The organism is Streptomyces sp. NBC_01320 (assembly GCF_035974375.1).
Taxonomy (GTDB): Bacteria; Actinomycetota; Actinomycetes; order Streptomycetales; family Streptomycetaceae; genus Streptomyces; species Streptomyces yanii.
Window position 1 is genome coordinate 8,284,447 of the sequence record NZ_CP108390.1, and the last position, 18,609, is coordinate 8,303,055.

Below are 18,609 nucleotides of genomic sequence, written 5' to 3' on the forward strand. Positions count from 1 at the left end.
GGTCGCCGGGGGTGCTGGATCTTTCCCCCGTCACCCCACCCGTTCCGCCAGCGCCAGCGTCCGGCGGGCCGAAGCCACCACCGCCGCGTCCACGAAGCGACCGTCCGGCAGCGCCAGCGCACCCGCATCCGTCAGCGCCGCCGCCACGATCTCCTGCGCCGCCTCGATCTCCTCCGCCGTCGGCCGGAATGCCCGTTCGATCACCGGCAGCTGCCGGGGGTGGATCGCCGCCCGGCCGACGAAACCCAGCGCCCTCCCGTGCACGCAGGACTTCCACAGCCCGTCCAGGTCCAGGACGTCCGGGAACACCGACTGGGTCGGCGGGGCGAGCCCTGCCGCGCGGGCGGCAACCACCACCCGGCTGCGCGACCAGTCCAGGCCTGTGTCGTCCCGTACGCCCAGATCGGCCCGGAGATCGATCTCGCCGATGGCGATGGAGCGGACCTGGGAGTGGGACGCCGCGATCGTGTACGCGTGCTCGATGCCGAGCGCCGACTCCAGCAGCGGACAGAGCGCGACGCCGGGGGCCAGAGCCGCGATGTGATGGACGGTCGCGGCATGCGTGATCTTGGGCAGCCGCAGTCCTGCCAGGCCGGGCAGTCCGGCCAGGGCCAGGATGTCGGCTTCGGTGTGGACCCGGACATGCACCGGCACACCGTCCGTGCCGGCGAGCGGTTCGGCGAGGAGTTCGGCGGTGGCGGACCGTGCATACGCCTTGCGGTCCGGCGCGACCGCGTCCTCCAGATCGACGATCACCACGTCCGCGCCCGAATCGCGCGCCTTGCGCACCACGTCCGGCCGGTCCCCAGGGACGTACAGCCAGGTCAGAGGCACCGCTGCCGCCGCCGTCACAGCACGCTCCCCGCCCGCAGCAAGGCGATCTCCGGATCCGTCAGACCGAGCCCGGTGAGGATCTCGTCGGTGTCCGCGCCGTGCGGCCGGCCCGCCCAGCGGATCGCCCCCGGGGTCCCGGACAGCCGGAAGAGGACGTTCTGCATACGCAGCGGGCCCAGCTCCGGGTCGGGGACCTCGGTGATGGAGTCCAGGGCCCGGTACTGCGGGTCCTCCATCACGTCCCGGATGTCATGGATCGGCGCGATGGCTGCCTCCGCCTTCTCGAACGCGGAGATCGCGTCGTCACGGGTGTGCCGGGCGATCCAGTTGCCGACCGCCTCGTCGAGTTCGTCGGCGTGGTCGGCGCGGGTGGCGCCGGACGCGAACCACGGCTCGTCGATCAGTTCCGAGCGGCCGACCAGATGCATCACCCGTTCGGCGATCGACTGGGCGGACGTGGACACGGCGACCCACTGACCGTCGGACGTGCGGTACGTATTGCGTGGGGCGTTGTTGCGCGAGCGGTTGCCGGTGCGTTCCTGGACGTATCCGAGCTGGTCGTACCAGAGAGGCTGCGGGCCGAGCACGGTCAGGATCGGCTCGATGATCGCCATGTCGACGACCTGCCCCTCCCCGGTGCGGTCCCGCCCGGCCAGCGCCGCCATCACGGCATACGCGGTGGTGAGCGCCGCGATCGAGTCGGCGAGCCCGAAGGGCGGCAGGGTCGGCGGCCCGTCCGGCTCCCCGGTGATCGCGGCGAACCCGCTCATGGCCTCGGCGAGTGTGCCGAAGCCGGGGCGGTGCGCATGCGGGCCGAACTGGCCGAAGCCGGTGACCCGGGTGAGCACCAGCCGCGGGTTGACGGCGTGCAGCTCCTCCCAGCCGATGCCCCACCGTTCCAGCGTCCCCGGCCGGAAGTTCTCGATGATCACATCGGTGGACGCGGCCAGTCGCAGCAGGACGTCGCGCCCGCCGGGAGCGGAGAGATCGAGGGTCAGATTGCGTTTGTTGCGGCCGAGCAACTTCCACCACAGACCGATGCCGTCCTTCGTCGGGCCGTGCCCGCGCGACGGATCGGGTTTCCGCGGATGCTCGACCTTGATCACCTCGGCGCCGAAGTCGCCGAGCATGGTGGCCGCGAGGGGGCCCGCGAAGAGCGTGGCGAGGTCGAGGACCCGCAGACCGGTGAGGGGTGCTTCCCCGGGCGCGGTCATGCGGCGTCGATCTCGCTGCGGTACGGCATGGAGGTCGAGGCGCCCGGCTTCTGCACACAGAGTGCGGCGGCCGACGACGCCCAGGCCAGCGCCTCCGGTACGGAACGCCCCTCGCCGAGCGCCACGGCGAGCGTGCCGACGAAGGTGTCCCCGGCGCCGGTGGTGTCCACGGCGGTGACCTCGGGCGCGGGGAAGTGGATCTTTTCGGTGCCCCGGGACGCGTACAGGCAGCCCTTCGCGCCGAGCGTGATGACGACCTCGGGTACCTGCCGGAGCAGGATGTCCGCCGCCGCGTGGGGTTCGAAGTGCCCGGAGAGCGCGGCGGCCTCGTGCTCATTGGGAATCAAGAGATCGATGGTGTCGAAGAGTTGGTCCGGCAGCGGTTGCACGGGGGAGGGGGTGAGAATCGTCCGTACACCCTGCGCATGGGCGACCCGCGCCCCTTCCAGCACAGCGGACATGGGCAGTTCCAGTTGCAGGAGCAGCAGGTCGGCGCCCGCGATGGCGGCCATCTCGCCGGGGCCGAGGGAGGTGACGGTTCCGTTGGCGCCGGGGATCACCACGATCGCGTTGCCGCCCGCGTCGTCGACGACGATGTGCGCGGTGCCGCTGGGGCCCTCTGCGGTGTGCAGCAGGTCGGTGTCCACGCCCGCGTGCTCCAGTCCGGACCGCAGCTGCGCCCCGTACGCGTCGTCACCGACCGCGCCGATCAACATCACGTCGGCGCCCGCGCGGGCGGCGGCGACGGCCTGGTTCGCGCCCTTGCCGCCGGGGACGGTCCGGAACTCCCGTCCGGTGAGGGTCTCTCCGCGCTGCGGAGCCCGTGCGACGTAGGCGACAAGATCCATATTGGTGCTGCCGAGCACCGCGATGCCGGTCATGGGCGGCGTGCCTCCTCGTGGATGAGCCGGTGGGTCATTTCGGCCAGTGCGTCGAAGCCGATGGAGTCGAATCCGGGAACGGATGTGGCGAGCCGGTTCCCCAGCGGGGTGGTCCATCGGTCGGGCAGCGCCTCGGGCCGGCCGGCCAGCAGACCGGTCAGTGAACCGGCGGTCGCACCGTTCGAGTCGGTGTCCCAACCACCTGCCACCGCACGGCAGATGGAGCCGGAGAAGTCGCCGTCGGCGTGGGTGAGAGCGGCCGCGAGCAGCGCGGCGTTGGGCAGTACATGGACCCAGTGGTACGCGCCGAACTCGGCGTGCAGCCGGTCGACGACCTCGTCGAAGTCCTCCTCACCGCGGGCCGCGTCGATCCCGGTGCGGACCGCGTGCGCAAACCGCGAGCGTGGCGGCACGACGCGCAGACCGGCCGTCAGACAGCCGTGCACATCCGCGGCGCCACCGGCCGCCTCGGCGAGCGCCGCGGCGGTGAACATCGCCCCGTACACACCGTTGCCGGTGTGTGTGAGGACCGCGTCCCGGTGTGCCTGCTCGGCCGCGGCCGCCGGGTCGCCGGGGTGGGTCCAGCCGTGCACGTCGGCGCGGATCCGGGCGCCGATCCACTCCCGGAACGGGTTGCGGTGCCGGGCGGTGTCCGGCGGTTCGATGCCGTCGAGCAGATTGCGGTACGCGACCCGCTCGGCGGTGAATGTACGGCCCGCGGGGAGTTCGTCGAGCCAGAGCCGGGCGAGATCGGCGGTACGGAAGGACGGCCCGTACCGCTGGATCAACAGCACGGTCAGGAGCGGGTAGTTGAGGTCGTCGTCCTCCGGCATCCCGTCGATGTTCTCGGCGAGCGAGGTGGGTGCGGAGCGACGGTTCCAGGGGTGGGCGGCTGCCAGTTCGGCGGGCAGGCCCTTCGCGGTGAACCAGGTGGCGAGCGGCCAGTTCCCGGTGGCCCGGGCCAGCGCCCGGATCCCCGCGAGGGGCAGTTTCTCGACGGGTTTGCCGAGCACGCAGCCGACCGCACGCCCCAGCCACGCCGCCTCCAGCGGGGCCGTGCCGGCCGGTGAGGGGTCCGTGCGGGGCGCCGGCCAGTACGGGCAGGCCGCCCGGATCGCGGCGAGATCCGTCGGCTCGTCGACATGCAGCGGCGAGGTGAGCCCGGCGAGTTCGTCGAGCAGGCCCTCGGCGAGCGCGCGCAGGGCGGGTGGCGCGGGGGACTTCGACGCGCCCGCGCGCTCCGGGGCGGGTGCGCCGCCCGCCGCGTACCACCGGCGCTCGATGTGCCGCGCGTCCCGGCCGTCCTCGGTCGCTTGGCGCAGCTCGTGCCCGATCAGGTCCTCGGGCTGCACCCAGGTGACCCGCACGGTCATGGCGTGCCTGCCAGCGTCGCGAACGCCGCCTCGTGCGCACGCCGCCGGGCGGTGTCCCGTGCGAACACCTCGCGGGCGACGTCCGTCAGCGTCCGCGCCGGTGCGTGCAGATCGAGGCGGCTGGCCTCGGCGACCGTTTTCACCCAGGCGGCGGGGATCGCCGCTTCGCCGTGCAACGCGCCCGCGAGGGCGCCGCTCATCGTGGCGATCGAGTCGCAGTCGCGGCCGTAGTTCACCGATCCGAGCACCGCGTGCCGGTAGTCGCCGCCCGCGACGAGCAGCATCCCGAGAGCGATCGGGAGCTCCTCGATGGCGTGCAGCCGGGACGGCCGGCGGGCGCCGAGGGACGGGGAGCGGTAGTCGGGTCCGACGGTGTCGAAGGGGGCCACCGCGGCACGCAGCGGTGCCAGCGCCGTCTCGAAGTCCGGTTGCCGGACGGCCACTTCGCACACGGCCTCGATGGCGGCCCGGGTTCCGTCCTTGGCGAGCGACAGACAGGTGTCGACGACGGTGGCGGGCGTCGCGTCCGGGGCGCAGGCGGCGGCGACGGCCGCCGCGAAGACCCCGGCCGCCTCCCTCCCGTACGACGATTGATGGGCGCCCGCGAGGTCCAGCGCCTCGGCGTACGCGGCGCGCGGATGCGCGGCGTTGACCAGACCGACCGGCGCCATGTACATCGCCGCACCACAGTTCACGATGTTTCCGGAGCCCGCCTCGCGCGGATCGACATGGCCGTAGTGGAGCCGGGCGACGATCCACTTCTCGGCGAGGAAGACCCGTTGCAGTGGCAGGGCCTCGGCCTGCAGCTCCGGAATCCAGCGGGGGTTCGCGATCAGCTCCGGTACGAGGTGGTCGGCTACGGAGTACGCGTCGAGGTGGTCCCGTACGACGCCGTACACCCGTACCAGCGCATGGGTCATCAAGGTGTCGTCGGTGACGTGCCCGTCGCCCTTGTAGTAAGGGGCGATGGGGCGGGCGGTGCGCCAGGCGTCGCCGTCCCACGGGCCGACGATGCCGTTGACCCGGCCGCCGTGGCGTTCGGCGATCTGCTCCGCGGACCGGCCCTCGACCGGGCCGCCGAGCGCGTCGCCGACGGCGGCGCCGACGAGGGCGCCTCTGATCCGTTCATCGAGGGTGAGCGCGGTGGGCGGTCTATTCCCTGTGGGCGTCATGGGCGTCATGTCGGAATTGTCCACCCGGAGGGGCTGGTTCCGTGTCTGTCAGCAGCCCGGCGAGTTCGATGAGATCCGTGCCCGCGAGTCGGGGCAGCGCACACCCGGCGAGGGTGCGGCAGGCCTCGCGCCAGCCGTCCGGGACGGCGGCGATACCGCCGAGCGCGCCGGTCAGCGCACCGGCCAGGGCGGGCGCCGAGTCCGCGACCCGCGACAGGCAGGCCGCCGCCGGAATGGCCTGAGCGATCTCGCCCCGGGCGGCGGTGGCGAGGGCGAGCGCGACCGGCACGGTCTCGGCGGCGGCGATCCCGTAGCTGTACACATGATCGACGATCTGATGCTCCAGCACCGGTACGAGCGCGAAGGCGCCCGCCGCCTCGCCGACGAAGTCCCGGGCGATCCGGACGGCGTGGGCGGCGTTGCGGGCGATCTCGGTGCCGTCGGGGAGCTGGGCGAGTGCGGCGTTCACCACGGTGTCGACATCGGCCCCGCCCAGCGCCTCGGCGATCGCGGCGGCCATCGCACGGGCACCGTGCACACCGTCGCCATCCTGGGTGTATCGGGCATCGAACTCGGCGAGTTCGGCGGCAGGTCCGGGCTCACCGGGGTGGACGACCGCCAGCACGGCGGCCCGCACGCAGGCCGCGTCGTCGAAATAGTGCGGGTTGTCGTGGCCGGTTGCGGGCGGCCGCAGCCCAGCGGCGAGATTGCCGAGCCCGGCCCGGACCGAGATCCGGGCGCGCAGGGGGAGGACCGCGGACTCGACCTCCGGCGCCTGCGCGGCAGCCGCGGCGACCTCGGCGGCCAGCGCGTTCCAGGAGAGGTCGATGGCGGCCCGCATCCGGCGCTCGGGGGAGAGATGGTGCAGCGACGCCGCCTCCGAGGCGAGCACGGTCCCGGCGGCGAACGCGGCCCATTCGGCATCGTCCGACGGCCCGAGCCGCAGCGGTTCGGGCGGCTGGTTGAGGGCGATCGGCACGGGCAGGGTGGTGGTGGCGTTCTGCTCGGCGAAGGTGTCGAGCTCCCGGGTGAGGCGCCGGGTCCACTCCGGCATCCGGGCCGCCCGGTGGCGTGCGGCGGGCCACCCCGCGGCATCCCCCGAGGCGAGCCCGAGGAGCAGTCCCTCGATCCGGGCGCGGCGCCCGGGCAGAGGCCGGGCAGGGAGGGAGGCGGGGTCGCTGGTGCGGCGAGTGTCGCGTGCGGTGGTCATGACGCAACCACCGCCCGTTCGCCTGTGTCGCCGTCTGCCCCGGCTGCCGGTTCGCCTGCGCCGCCGACCGCCTTGCCGGCCCCGCCCATCGGGTCCGCCTCGTCCGTCTCGTCCGGCGTGAGCAGCTCCGCGATGTCCAGGACGTGGTAGCCCCGCATCGACGGCAGACAGCTGCCCCGGACCGGTCCGATCGCCTCGCCCCAGATCCGCGGGATCGCGGACACCCCGTGCAGTGCCCCGGCCAGCGCTCCCGCCACGGCCGCCGTCGTGTCCGCGTCGCGGCCCATGTTGACCGCGGTCAGCACCGCCGTACGGAAATCGCCGCGCGCCGCCGCGAACGCGCCGAACGCCAGGCCGACCGCCTCCGGCGCCAGGTCCGTCCATGGATATCCGCCGACCACCACCGCCGAGCGCACGGCCCGCTCCGTGGTGAGCCGGTCGGGATGGGCGCGCTGGGCGGCAGCCACCGCGCGGCGCAGCGAGCGTGCCGTCCAGGAGTCCATCGGTACGACGGACAGCGCGGCCGCGATCACGGAAGCGACCCCCGCACCGACCATCGCGGCGGCCACTCCGGCCGCCACCGCCTGGCCGCCGTAGATGCCCTCGCCGTCGTGGCTGACCCGGCCGTCGACCGCGACCAGGCGCGCCGCCTCGGCGGGCCGGCCTGCCGCGAACACGCCGAACGGCGCCGCCCGCATCGCGAGTCCGTCGCTCCAGGCGTGCCGGTGCTGGGCGGAGATCGGGGCGGCGAGACCCCGGCGCAGGTTCTCCAGCGTGCCGCGCTCGCTGAATCCGGCGCCGCGGAACGGCCCCTCGTCCAGGTCGGCGATCCACAGGTGCCAGGCCCGCTCGACATGGGTGACGGTCAGAGCCGAACCGTGGCGGGCGAGCAGCAGCCCGGAGAAGATCGCATACTCCGTGTCATCGGTGCCTGCCGGGTCGTCGCTGACGAAGCCCTCGATCCGGCCCCAGCGGCGGCGGATCTCGGACGGCCGAAGGTTCTCCGCCGGTGCGCCCAGGGCGTCACCCACGGCGAGCCCCAGGAGCGCGCCGCGGGCCCGGTCGGCCCGGTCGAGGCGCTCGGCGTGGTCCGCACGGGCCGACCGGCCCCTGCCGGGGGCGTCCGGGGCGTGCCGTGCGGCCTCCGCCGCACCGCCTGTGCCCGCACCGCCCGTGCCCGTTGCGCCCGCGCTCGTACGGCCCGTCCGCCGCTCTGCCGGATTACCCGCAATCGACTCCATCGCGTCGACCCTTCGCTCGTACCGAGCCAGTTCTCGTACCTGTCCGATCTGTGCCACGCGGAGACCCGACAAAGGCCGATACGCGTGACAAAAGGGCCAGTCGGATGACGGGATCCCTCTCCTGAGGCAGGCCTTGCTTACCTGGTCAGGAGGCAGGTAAGTACGGCCTGGCTTGCTGGCGGGGGGCTCTTTTCGTGCGTACTTTCGAGGGTGTTGAGGGGGCGGAGCGAGTGAATCCCGCTGCCGGAGAAGGGGAGAGCTGTGTCCATCATCGAGACCGACGCCGTCCTGCACGAGGCGCACCGTGACAACCACACCCACCGTGATGTGAACGGTGGCTGGCTGCGCCCCGCGGTCTTCGGTGCGATGGACGGGCTCGTCTCCAACCTCGCGCTGATGACCGGCGTGGCGGGCGGCTCGGTGTCGCAGCAGACGCTCGTGATCACCGGTCTGGCGGGTCTGGCCGCCGGCGCGTTCTCCATGGCGGCGGGCGAGTACACCTCTGTCGCTTCGCAACGGGAGCTCGTCGAGGCCGAACTCGACGTCGAGCGCCGCGAATTGCGCAAGCACCCCGCGGACGAGATGGAAGAGCTCGCCGCGCTGTACGAGTCCCGTGGTGTCGAGCCCGGGCTCGCCCGCGAGGTCGCCCGGCAGCTGTCCCGCGATCCGGAGCAGGCCCTGGAGATACACGCCCGCGAGGAGCTCGGCATCGACCCGGGCGATCTGCCGTCGCCGCTCGTCGCCGCCGTGTCGTCGTTCGGTGCGTTCGCGCTGGGTGCGCTGCTGCCCGTACTGCCGTATCTGCTCGGAGCGCACGCCCTGTGGCCCGCGGTGCTGCTGGCGCTCATCGGGCTCTTCGGCTGCGGCGCGGTGGTGGCCAGGGTGACGGCGCGCAGCTGGTGGTTCAGCGGTCTGCGCCAGCTGGCGCTCGGTGGTACGGCTGCGGCGCTCACGTACGGGCTGGGCACGGTGTTCGGTGTGGCCGTCGGGGGCTGAGGGCCGGTCCGTCATCCCTGACGGGCGCACGACGACAGCTGCGGCACCTCGCCGCGTTGTCGGAACGTCCGAATGTGTCCAGCATGCGGACGCCCCTCCGCCCTGCGATGCACCGCATCCGAATCAGCGCGCCGAGCCGCCAGGATGACGGGACAACCCTCGGGGCCGCTCGTTCGGATCATGCGGGCCCGCGGGTTCGGCACGCACATCTGCGGCGTTGCCGTCGGTCTCCCCGAGCTCTCGGCTTCGCTCGAGCAGGCGAGACCCCCCATTCGCACCGCGTGGGAGCGTGACCGGGCCCCGGGCTCGCCGTTCCGGGGTGCGCGCGGGGATCATGCCCGTAACCTGGGCGCCATCCGTGTGACGTACGTCTTGGCCACCGCCTCTGGGCGGAACTCCTCCGCGGACGTAAAATGAGTCTCTATACAGGGCTCCACATAAGTAGCCGTTACTCGGCGGTTTCGATTCCTTTTCCGCCGGGCATGAGCCGTAGACACCGCAGGCAACGACGCCTGCTCTCTGCGGTCCCCCCGGGCGCCGATCCTCCGACTGCGACCCAAACCCCCGCCGCTCCGTGAGCGGTGTCCGCATGTTGGAACGGACTATCCGCTTCTTGAGAAGCGCCCCATTATGTAACCTGCATGAAATTTCGCAGAGGGCCAACGTCGTCCCTCGGCACTGCATATGCCACGACGACGACGGGAGAGCCGATGCGTTCCGACGCCTGGTCGCCCATGGACGGTCGCCCCGCCCAGCAGGGGATGTACGACCCCCGTAACGAGCACGACGCCTGTGGCGTCGGGTTCGTGGCCACTCTGACCGGTGTGGCCAGCCATGAGCTGGTCGAGCAGGCGCTTACCGTGCTGCGCAACCTCGAACACCGTGGCGCCACCGGATCCGAGCCCGACTCGGGTGACGGCGCCGGAATCCTGCTCCAGGTGCCCGACACCTTCCTCCGTGAAGAGGTCCCCTTCGACCTCCCGGAGGCCGGTGCCTACGCCGTCGGTATCGCCTTCCTGCCTGCGGACGACTCCGCCGAGGCCGTCCAGAAGCTTGAGAAGATCGCCGCCGAGGAGGGCCTCAAGGTCCTCGGCTGGCGCGAGGTCCCGGTCACCTCCGATTTCCTCGGCAACGGCGCCCGCGCCACCATGCCCGAGTTCCGGCAGCTCTTCGTTGAGGGGGGCACCTCCCGGACGGAGTCTGGGGGAGGTACGAGCGCCGGCATCGCCCTCGACCGCAAGGCTTTCGTGCTGCGCAAGCGCGCCGAGCGTGAGGCCGGGGTGTACTTCCCCTCGCTCTCGGCCCGCACGATCGTCTACAAGGGCATGCTCACCACCGGGCAGCTGGAGCCGTTCTTCCCGGACCTCTCCGACCACCGCTTCGCCACCACGGTCGCGCTGGTCCACTCGCGTTTCTCCACGAACACCTTCCCGAGCTGGCCGCTCGCCCACCCGTACCGCTTCGTCGCACACAACGGCGAGATCAACACGGTCAAGGGCAACCGCAACTGGATGAAGGCCCGCGAGTCCCAGCTGGCGTCGAGCCTCTTCGGCAGCGAGCAGCTCGACCGGATCTTCCCCGTCTGCACCCCGGACGCCTCCGACTCCGCCTCCTTCGACGAGGTCCTGGAGCTGCTCCACCTCGGCGGCCGCTCACTGCCGCACTCCGTGCTGATGATGGTCCCCGAGGCGTGGGAGAACCACGACTCCATGGACCCGGCCCGCCGCGCCTTCTACCAGTACCACTCCACGATGATGGAGCCCTGGGACGGCCCGGCCTGCGTCACCTTCACCGACGGCACCCAGGTCGGCGCGGTCCTCGACCGCAACGGTCTGCGCCCGGGCCGGTACTGGGTCACCGACGACGGCCTCGTCGTCCTCTCCTCCGAGGTCGGGGTCCTGGACATCGACCCCGCGAAGGTGGTCCGCAAGGGCCGCCTGCAGCCCGGCAAGATGTTCCTCGTCGACACCGCCGAGGGCCGCATCATCGAGGACGACGAGATCAAGGCGGGCCTCGCCGCCGAGCAGCCGTACCAGGAGTGGCTGGAGACCGGCGAGATCGAGCTGGAGGATCTCCCCGAGCGCGAGCACATCGTGCACACGCACGCCTCCGTCACCCGCCGCCAGCAGACGTTCGGCTACACCGAGGAAGAGCTCCGCGTCATCCTCGCGCCGATGGCCCGCACCGCAGGCGAGCCGCTCGGCTCCATGGGTACGGACTCGCCGATCGCCGCTCTGTCCGAGCGCCCCCGGCTGCTCTTCGACTACTTCACCCAGCTGTTCGCGCAGGTCACCAACCCGCCGCTGGACGCCATCCGCGAGGAGCTGGTCACCTCGCTGCGCTCCACGCTCGGCCCGCAGGGCAACCTGCTGGAGCCGACCGCCGCGTCGTGCCGCAGCGTCACGCTGCCGTTCCCGGTGATCGACAACGACGAGCTGGCCAAGCTGATACACATCAATGCCGACGGCGACATGCCGGGCATGAAGGCCGCCACGCTCTCCGGTCTCTACCGGGTCAGCGGCAGCGGTGAGGCCCTCGCCGCACGGATCGAGCAGATCTGTACCGAGGTCGACGCCGCCATAGAGGATGGCGCCCGCCTGATCGTCCTGTCCGACCGGCACTCCGACGCCGAGCACGCGCCGATCCCGTCGCTGCTGCTCACCTCGGCCGTCCACCACCACCTCATCCGTACCAAGCAGCGCACCCAGGTGGGTCTGCTGGTCGAGGCCGGGGACGTCCGTGAGGTCCACCACGTCGCGCTGCTGATCGGTTACGGCGCCGCCGCGGTCAACCCGTACCTGGCGATGGAGTCCGTCGAGGACCTGGTCCGGGCCGGCACGTTCATCGAGGGCATCGAGCCCGAGAAGGCCATCCGGAACCTGATCTACGCGCTCGGCAAGGGCGTCCTGAAGGTCATGTCCAAGATGGGCATCTCCACCGTCGCCTCCTACCGCGGCGCCCAGGTCTTCGAGGCCGTCGGCCTGGACGAGGCCTTCGTCGCGAAGTACTTCAACGGCACCGCCACCAAGATCGGCGGCGCCGGACTCGACGTGGTCGCCAAGGAGGTCGCCGCCCGGCACGCCAAGGCGTACCCCGCCTCCGGAATCTCCGCCTCGCACCGCGCGCTGGAGATCGGCGGCGAGTACCAGTGGCGCCGCGAGGGCGAGCCGCACCTCTTCGACCCGGAGACGGTCTTCCGCCTCCAGCACGCCACGCGCAACAAGCGGTACGACATCTTCAAGAAGTACACGGACCGGGTGAACGAGCAGTCCGAGCGCCTGATGACGCTCCGCGGACTGTTCGGCTTCAAGTCGGACCGTGAGGCGATCCCGGTCGACGAGGTCGAGTCCGTCTCCGACATCGTCAAGCGGTTCTCGACCGGCGCCATGTCGTACGGCTCGATCTCCCGCGAGGCGCACGAGACCCTCGCCATCGCCATGAACCAGCTGGGCGGCAAGTCCAACACCGGTGAGGGCGGCGAGGACGCCGACCGGCTGTACGACCCGGCGCGCCGCTCGTCCATCAAGCAGGTCGCCTCCGGCCGCTTCGGTGTGACCAGCGAGTACCTTGTCAACGCGGACGACATCCAGATCAAGATGGCGCAGGGTGCCAAGCCCGGCGAGGGCGGCCAGCTGCCCGGCCACAAGGTCTACCCGTGGGTCGCCAAGACCCGGCACTCCACCCCGGGTGTCGGTCTGATCTCCCCGCCGCCGCACCACGACATCTACTCCATCGAGGACCTGGCCCAGCTGATCCACGACCTCAAGAACGCCAACCCGGCGGCCCGCATCCACGTGAAGCTGGTCTCCGAGGTCGGCGTCGGCACGGTCGCCGCGGGTGTCTCCAAGGCGCACGCGGACGTCGTCCTGATCTCCGGCCACGACGGCGGAACGGGCGCCTCCCCGCTCACCTCGCTGAAGCACGCGGGCGGCCCCTGGGAGCTCGGCCTCGCCGAGACGCAGCAGACCCTGCTGCTCAACGGCCTGCGCGACCGCATCGTCGTGCAGACCGACGGACAGCTGAAGACCGGCCGCGACGTCATCATCGCCGCGCTGCTCGGCGCCGAGGAGTTCGGTTTCGCGACCGCGCCGCTCGTCGTCTCCGGCTGCGTCATGATGCGTGTCTGCCACCTCGACACCTGCCCGGTCGGCATCGCCACCCAGAACCCGGTCCTGCGCGACCGGTTCTCCGGCAAGGCCGAGTACGTCGTCAACTTCTTCGAGTTCATCGCCCAGGAAGTCCGCGAGCTCCTCGCCGAGCTCGGCTTCCGTACGATCGAAGAGGCCGTCGGCCACGCCGAGCTGCTGGACACCGACCGTGCGATCACGCACTGGAAGGCGCAGGGCCTCGACCTGGAGCCCCTGTTCTACGTCCCCGAGCTGCCCGAGGGCGCGGTCCGTCACCAGCTGATCGAGCAGGACCACGGTCTCGCCAAGGCCCTCGACAACGAGCTGATCAAGCTCGCCGCCGACGCCCTGAACGCGGACAGTGCCGAGGCCGCCCAGCCGGTCCGGGCCCAGATCGCGATCCGGAACATCAACCGGACCGTCGGTACGATGCTCGGCCACGAGGTGACGAAGAAGTTCGGCGGCGCGGGTCTGCCGCAGGACACCATCGACATCACCTTCACCGGCTCCGCCGGCCAGTCGTTCGGCGCGTTCGTGCCGAGCGGGGTGACGCTGCGACTGGAGGGCGACGCCAACGACTACGTCGGCAAGGGTCTCTCCGGCGGCCGCGTCATCGTCCGCCCGGACCGCGGCGCCGAGCACCTCGCCGAGTACTCCACCATCGCGGGCAACACCATCGCCTACGGCGCGACCGGCGGCGAGCTGTTCCTGCGCGGCCGCACCGGTGAGCGGTTCTGCGTTCGCAACTCCGGCGCGACGGTCGTCTCGGAAGGCGTGGGCGACCACGGCTGCGAGTACATGACCGGCGGTCACGCCGTCGTCCTCGGCGAGACCGGCCGCAACTTCGCCGCCGGTATGTCGGGTGGTGTCGCGTACGTCGTCGACCTGGACCGAGACAACGTCAACGTCGGCAACCTCGGCGCGATCGAGGCGCTCTCCGACAGCGACAAGCAGTGGCTGCACGATGTCGTGCGCCGCCACCAGGAGGAGACCGGCTCCACGGTCGCAGAGAAGCTGCTTGCCGAGTGGGACAGCGCCGACGGCGGTGTCTCCCGCTTCAGCAAGATCATCCCGTCCACCTACAAGGCAGTGCTCGCCGCCAAGGACGCCGCTGAGCTCGCCGGTCTCTCCGAGCAGGAGACCACCGAGAAGATGATGGAGGCGGCGACCAATGGCTGACCCCAAGGGCTTCCTGACCACCGGGCGCGAGGTCGCCAAGACCCGCCCCGCGGGCGAGCGCGTCAAGGACTGGAACGAGGTCTACGTTCCGGGCTCGCTGCTCCCGATCATCAGCAAGCAGGCCGGCCGCTGCATGGACTGCGGCATCCCGTTCTGCCACAACGGCTGCCCGCTGGGGAACCTCATCCCCGAGTGGAACGACTACGCCTACCGCGAGGACTGGACGGCCGCGTCCGAGCGCCTGCACGCCACGAACAACTTCCCGGAGTTCACCGGGCGGCTGTGCCCGGCTCCCTGTGAGTCGGCGTGCGTGCTCGGCATCAACCAGCCGGCCGTCACCATCAAGAACGTCGAAGTCTCGATCATCGACAAGGCGTGGGACAGCGGCGACGTCACCCCGCAGCCGCCCGAGCGCCTCTCCGGCAAGACGGTCGCGGTCATCGGTTCGGGTCCGGCGGGTCTCGCCGCCGCCCAGCAGCTGACCCGGGCCGGCCACACGGTCGCCGTCTACGAGCGCGCGGACCGCATCGGAGGCCTTCTCCGGTACGGCATCCCCGAGTTCAAGATGGAGAAGTCGCACATCAACCGCCGCATCGAGCAGATGCGCGCGGAAGGCACCAAGTTCCGTACGGAGGTGGAGATCGGCAAGGACATCGACGCCGCCAAGCTCCGCCGCCGTTACGACGCGGTCGTCATCGCCGCCGGTGCCACCGTCTCCCGCGACCTGCCCGTCCCGGGCCGCGAACTGAACGGCGTGCACTTCGCGATGGAGTACCTGCCGCTCGCCAACAAGGTGCAGGAGGGCGACCTGACGGTCTCCCCGATCAGCGCCGAGGGCAAGCACGTCGTCGTCATCGGCGGCGGCGACACCGGCGCCGACTGCGTCGGCACCGCTCACCGGCAGGGCGCGGCCTCCGTCACCCAGCTGGAGATCATGCCGAAGCCGGGCGAGGAGCGGAACGCCAACCAGCCCTGGCCGACCTTCCCGATGCTGTACAAGGTCACCTCGGCGCACGAGGAGGGCGGGGAGCGGGTCTACTCCGTCTCCACCACCCACTTCGAGGGCGACGAGGACGGCAACGTCCAGGCGCTGCACCTCGTCGAGGTGGAGTTCAAGGACGGCAAGCTGGAGCAGAAGTCCGGCACCGAGCGGCGGATCCCCGCGCAGCTGGTCACCCTGGCCATGGGCTTCACCGGCACCGACCAGGCCAACGGTCTGGTCCAGCAGTTCGGCCTCGAACTCGATGAGCGCGGCAATGTCGCGCGCGACGCGGACTTCGCCACCAATGTCGGCGGTGTGTTCGTCGCCGGTGACGCGGGCCGCGGCCAGTCCCTCATCGTGTGGGCCATCGCCGAGGGCCGCTCCGCGGCGCGTGGCGTGGACCGCTTCCTGACCGGGGCCAGCGCACTGCCGGCCCCGATCCGCCCGACGGACCGTTCCCTGATGGTCTGAGCACCACCAGCAGTACGCATCACCACAACAGACGTCCCGTACAACGGCGTACGGAACTGAACGCGGCGCCTGCCCGTCCCCGACCGGACGATTCGGCAGGCGCCGTGGCGCGTCCGGGCACGGGGCGCCGGCCAGGACCGGGCAGGCGGAACCTCACGCCACGGCGCCGCCGGTCAGCTGCGAGGTCTTCAGAACGACCAGGGCGACCAGCACCACGAAGATCACCCCGCACGCGGCGATCTGCACCGCGGTACGGCGCTTCGCCGGGGCGTACGCGAGCGCGGCCATGACGACGCCGCCCGTGAGGAGCCCGCCCAGGTGCCCCTGCCACGAGGTGAACCACGCGGATATCAGCATCCAGATCAGGAACCCGGCCATGAACCGGTTGACCGCCTCCATGTCCCGGCCCAGCCGCCGGTTGATGACGTAGAACGCCGCCGCCAGACCGAAGACCGCCCCCGAGGCGCCCACCGTCAGGGCGCCCGGCGCGATCAGATACACCAGCACCGAGCCGCCCAGCGCCGACAGCAGATACAGCGCGAGATACCGGCCTCGGCCGAGCTGCTCCTCGACGACCCGGCCCAGATTCCACAGGCCGTACATGTTGAAGAGAATGTGCAGCACCCCGAACGGCAACGCACCGAAGGACGACTCGCCCGGCGGAAGATGAAGGAAGGCCCCGGTCAGCAGCCGGTACCACTCGCCGTCCACCACCCCGATCGCGTGGAACCCGTGGAAGTCCCCGCTCTCGTACATGTACTGGCCGCCGTGGGGTCCGACCAGAACCGCGCCGAGCATTCCGAACCGGTCGACGATCCCCGGGCGTACCAACTCGCCCAGATACGCCGCTATGTTCAGGCCCATGAGGACGTACGTCACCACGGGCACCGCCGTCCTCGACACCGCACCGCCGAAGACCGTGCGCGCCTGCCGGATCGACCGCTGCCCCTCCTTCACGCACTCCACGCAGTGGTGGCCGACCGCGGCCTCACGCATGCAGTCCGGGCAGATGTAGCGGTCGCAGCGGGTGCAGCGCACATACGTCTCGTACGACGGATGGCGGTAGCAGGTGGTGACAGCGGCCTCCATGGCCGGCTCCTTCACGGGGGGACGGTGGCGGGCGGCCGGTGGGGGTCGGCGGCGAACAACATAGCGAACGCGGGCCGCGCGGAAGCGGCCGGGTGCCGGGACGGACCAGGTGCGGGAACGGCCGGGACGTCCACGACGCGGCAACCGGTGCGCCACGGTGACGTAGCCTCGTAACTCCCTTCTCAGGAACGGAGCCCCGTATGGCCGGCATCAGTCTCCGCAAGGTCGAGGAGACCGCCCCCGCGCTCGTCAGCCTCTACAGGAGCGCCGGGGTCTCCCTGCAGAAGCACCGGCTCAGTGGAGAGCGCGCGGCCGTCTATCTCGTGCTCGACTACTCCGGCTCCATGAAGGAGTACTACAGGGACGGCAGCGTCCAGGCCCTCGCCGACCGGGTCCTCGGCCTGTCGGCGCACCTCGACGACGACGGCCGCGTGCCGGTCGTCTTCTTCTCCACGGACATCGACGCAGTCACCGACATCGCCCTCGACAACCACCTCGGGCGCGTCGACCGGATCGTCGCCGGACTCGGACACATGGGGAAGACCAGCTACCACCTGGCCATGGACGCGGTCATCGACCACTACCTCGACAGCGGCTCGTCCGCACCCGCGCTCGTCGTCTTCCAGACCGACGGCGGCCCGATCAACAAACTGGCGGCGGAGCGCTATCTCTGCAAGGCGGCGAAGCTGCCGCTGTTCTGGCAGTTCATCGGCTTCGGCAACAAGCGAAGCTCGCAGTTCAACTTCCTGCACAAGCTCGACGAGCTGGCCGTGCCCGCACGGCGCCCCGTCGACAATGCCGGCTTCTTCCACGCCGGACTCGATCCGCGGCAGGTTCCGGACTCCGAGCTGTACGACCGGCTCGTCGCCGAATTCCCCAGTTGGCTGACCGCGGCCCGGGCACAGGGGATCGTCAAGTGATGCCACGGGTGCTGAGGGCGGCCGACCGCACGGCCGTGCCCTGGAAGAACGGCGGGGGAGTCACCCGGGAGATCGCCGCTTCCCCCGGGGGCGCACCGCTGGACGACTTCGACTGGCGGGTCAGTCTCGCCGATGTGACCGCGGACGGGCCGTTCTCCTCGTTTCCCGGGGTCGACCGCACGCTGACCGTGGTCGAGGGCGCCGGGATGGATCTCATGGTGGGCGGCGAGCACCACATCGTCGACGAGCAGTACTGGCCCCACGACTTCCCCGGGGACCTGGAGACGGACGGGCAACTCCTCGGCGGCCCCGTCATGAACCTCAATGTGATGTACCGCAGGGAACGTACGGCGGCCGAGGTCGCGGTCGTACGCGGCACCCTCCGGCTGCAGGCACCGGCGGGCGGCACGGTCCTGGCCGTCGCACTGGAGGACGGTGCGGCGCTCGACGGCCAGGACATCGAACTCGACTGCTATGACGCGGTGTTGATGGAGGGTGCGGCGCCTGTGGTGCTCCGCACCCAGGGCTGGGCGCTGGTGATCACCCTGTCACCGGCCGGCGGGAAGGGCTATGCGGCTTCGGGCACCCGGTAATGGTGGGTCCGCGCGGTCCTCGGCGGTCCGGACGGCATCGGCAGGCCAAGCCTCCGGGCGATCGGCAGCATGGCCGCGCCGAAGTTCTCCATGGCCTCCGGCGACTCCCACAGGTCGAAGAGCTCCACGCCCGAATCGGTCGTGACGCAGACGTGGGAGAGGCATCCGGCGAAGGCGTCGCCGGGAAGTGCCTGGAGTTCTTTGTCGAGAGCGTCGTACTGGTCTGCCGTGACGCCCGACAAAGTGGCATGCACGAAGATTGCCATCGGATTCCACCTCGGGTCGCGGGAACAGTCCCTCCCCGCCGCCACGATGACGGCCAAGTGC

The 18,609-nt window shown here is 71.1% G+C and carries 14 protein-coding genes; 5 read left to right on the forward strand and 9 right to left on the reverse strand.

The annotated features are described in order from the left end of the window. Window positions 1-30: 30 nt before the first annotated feature. The 7 genes from OG395_RS37710 to OG395_RS37740 are packed head-to-tail and all read right to left on the reverse strand — an operon-like array spanning window position 31 to window position 7,925. Window positions 31-852 carry an HpcH/HpaI aldolase/citrate lyase family protein gene (locus tag OG395_RS37710; RefSeq protein WP_266986759.1) on the reverse strand — a complete coding sequence of 274 codons (822 nt, stop codon included), beginning with the start codon at window positions 850-852 and terminating at the stop codon, window positions 31-33. Further along, window positions 849-2,048 (reverse strand): CaiB/BaiF CoA transferase family protein, encoded by a 1,200-nt coding sequence (locus tag OG395_RS37715; protein WP_327246939.1) that lies wholly within the window; start codon window positions 2,046-2,048, stop codon window positions 849-851. Before OG395_RS37715 ends, OG395_RS37710 begins: the two co-directional genes overlap by 4 nt. Continuing rightward, window positions 2,045-2,929 carry a ribokinase gene (gene rbsK, locus OG395_RS37720; RefSeq protein ID WP_327246940.1) on the reverse strand — a complete coding sequence of 295 codons (885 nt, stop codon included), beginning with the start codon at window positions 2,927-2,929 and terminating at the stop codon, window positions 2,045-2,047. The genes OG395_RS37715 and rbsK overlap by 4 nt, the downstream gene beginning before the upstream one ends. Then, on the reverse strand, window positions 2,926-4,302 hold the full coding sequence (locus OG395_RS37725; RefSeq protein ID WP_327246941.1) for an ADP-ribosylglycohydrolase family protein: 1,377 nt from the start codon (window positions 4,300-4,302) through the stop codon (window positions 2,926-2,928). The genes rbsK and OG395_RS37725 overlap by 4 nt, the downstream gene beginning before the upstream one ends. Then, a complete protein-coding gene (locus tag OG395_RS37730) occupies window positions 4,299-5,474 on the reverse strand; it encodes an ADP-ribosylglycohydrolase family protein (protein ID WP_327249579.1) in 1,176 nt (391 codons plus the stop codon). Before OG395_RS37730 ends, OG395_RS37725 begins: the two co-directional genes overlap by 4 nt. Continuing rightward, window positions 5,455-6,684: an ADP-ribosylglycohydrolase family protein gene (locus tag OG395_RS37735; protein ID WP_327246942.1), complete on the reverse strand. Its 1,230-nt coding sequence runs from the start codon at window positions 6,682-6,684 to the stop codon at window positions 5,455-5,457. Before OG395_RS37735 ends, OG395_RS37730 begins: the two co-directional genes overlap by 20 nt. Next, window positions 6,681-7,925 carry an ADP-ribosylglycohydrolase family protein gene (locus OG395_RS37740; protein ID WP_442818786.1) on the reverse strand — a complete coding sequence of 415 codons (1,245 nt, stop codon included), beginning with the start codon at window positions 7,923-7,925 and terminating at the stop codon, window positions 6,681-6,683. Before OG395_RS37740 ends, OG395_RS37735 begins: the two co-directional genes overlap by 4 nt. A gap of 261 nt (window positions 7,926-8,186) precedes the next feature. Here OG395_RS37740 and OG395_RS37745 point away from each other — a divergent pair, with 261 nt between their 5' ends. The 3 genes from OG395_RS37745 to OG395_RS37755 all read left to right on the forward strand — a co-directional run bounded on the left by OG395_RS37745 (window position 8,187) and on the right by OG395_RS37755 (window position 15,680). Further along, complete coding sequence (locus tag OG395_RS37745) at window positions 8,187-8,921, forward strand: VIT1/CCC1 transporter family protein (protein ID WP_327246944.1); 735 nt, start codon at window positions 8,187-8,189, stop codon at window positions 8,919-8,921. 710 nt (window positions 8,922-9,631) lie between these two features. Further along, on the forward strand, window positions 9,632-14,227 hold the full coding sequence (gltB, locus tag OG395_RS37750; RefSeq protein WP_327246945.1) for a glutamate synthase large subunit: 4,596 nt from the start codon (window positions 9,632-9,634) through the stop codon (window positions 14,225-14,227). Beyond that, a complete protein-coding gene (locus OG395_RS37755) occupies window positions 14,220-15,680 on the forward strand; it encodes a glutamate synthase subunit beta (RefSeq protein WP_327246946.1) in 1,461 nt (486 codons plus the stop codon). The genes gltB and OG395_RS37755 overlap by 8 nt, the downstream gene beginning before the upstream one ends. Window positions 15,681-15,833: 153 nt before the next feature. On the opposite strand, the gene OG395_RS37760 is transcribed toward OG395_RS37755, so the two are convergent. Beyond that, a complete protein-coding gene (locus OG395_RS37760; RefSeq protein ID WP_327246947.1) occupies window positions 15,834-16,769 on the reverse strand; it encodes a rhomboid family intramembrane serine protease in 936 nt (311 codons plus the stop codon). Window positions 16,770-16,969: 200 nt separating this feature from the next. On the opposite strand from OG395_RS37760, the gene OG395_RS37765 reads away from it, so the two are divergent. Both OG395_RS37765 and OG395_RS37770 read left to right on the forward strand, forming a co-directional pair. Continuing rightward, complete coding sequence (locus tag OG395_RS37765; RefSeq protein WP_327246948.1) at window positions 16,970-17,689, forward strand: vWA domain-containing protein; 720 nt, start codon at window positions 16,970-16,972, stop codon at window positions 17,687-17,689. After that, window positions 17,686-18,282 carry a HutD/Ves family protein gene (locus OG395_RS37770; RefSeq protein WP_327246949.1) on the forward strand — a complete coding sequence of 199 codons (597 nt, stop codon included), beginning with the start codon at window positions 17,686-17,688 and terminating at the stop codon, window positions 18,280-18,282. The genes OG395_RS37765 and OG395_RS37770 overlap by 4 nt, the downstream gene beginning before the upstream one ends. On the opposite strand, the gene OG395_RS37775 is transcribed toward OG395_RS37770, so the two are convergent. Then, the gene (locus OG395_RS37775) at window positions 18,258-18,548 is read right to left on the reverse strand and encodes a hypothetical protein (protein WP_327246950.1); all 291 of its coding nucleotides are present in this window, start codon (window positions 18,546-18,548) and stop codon (window positions 18,258-18,260) included. The genes OG395_RS37770 and OG395_RS37775 overlap by 25 nt on opposite strands. Window positions 18,549-18,609: the final 61 nt, after the last annotated feature.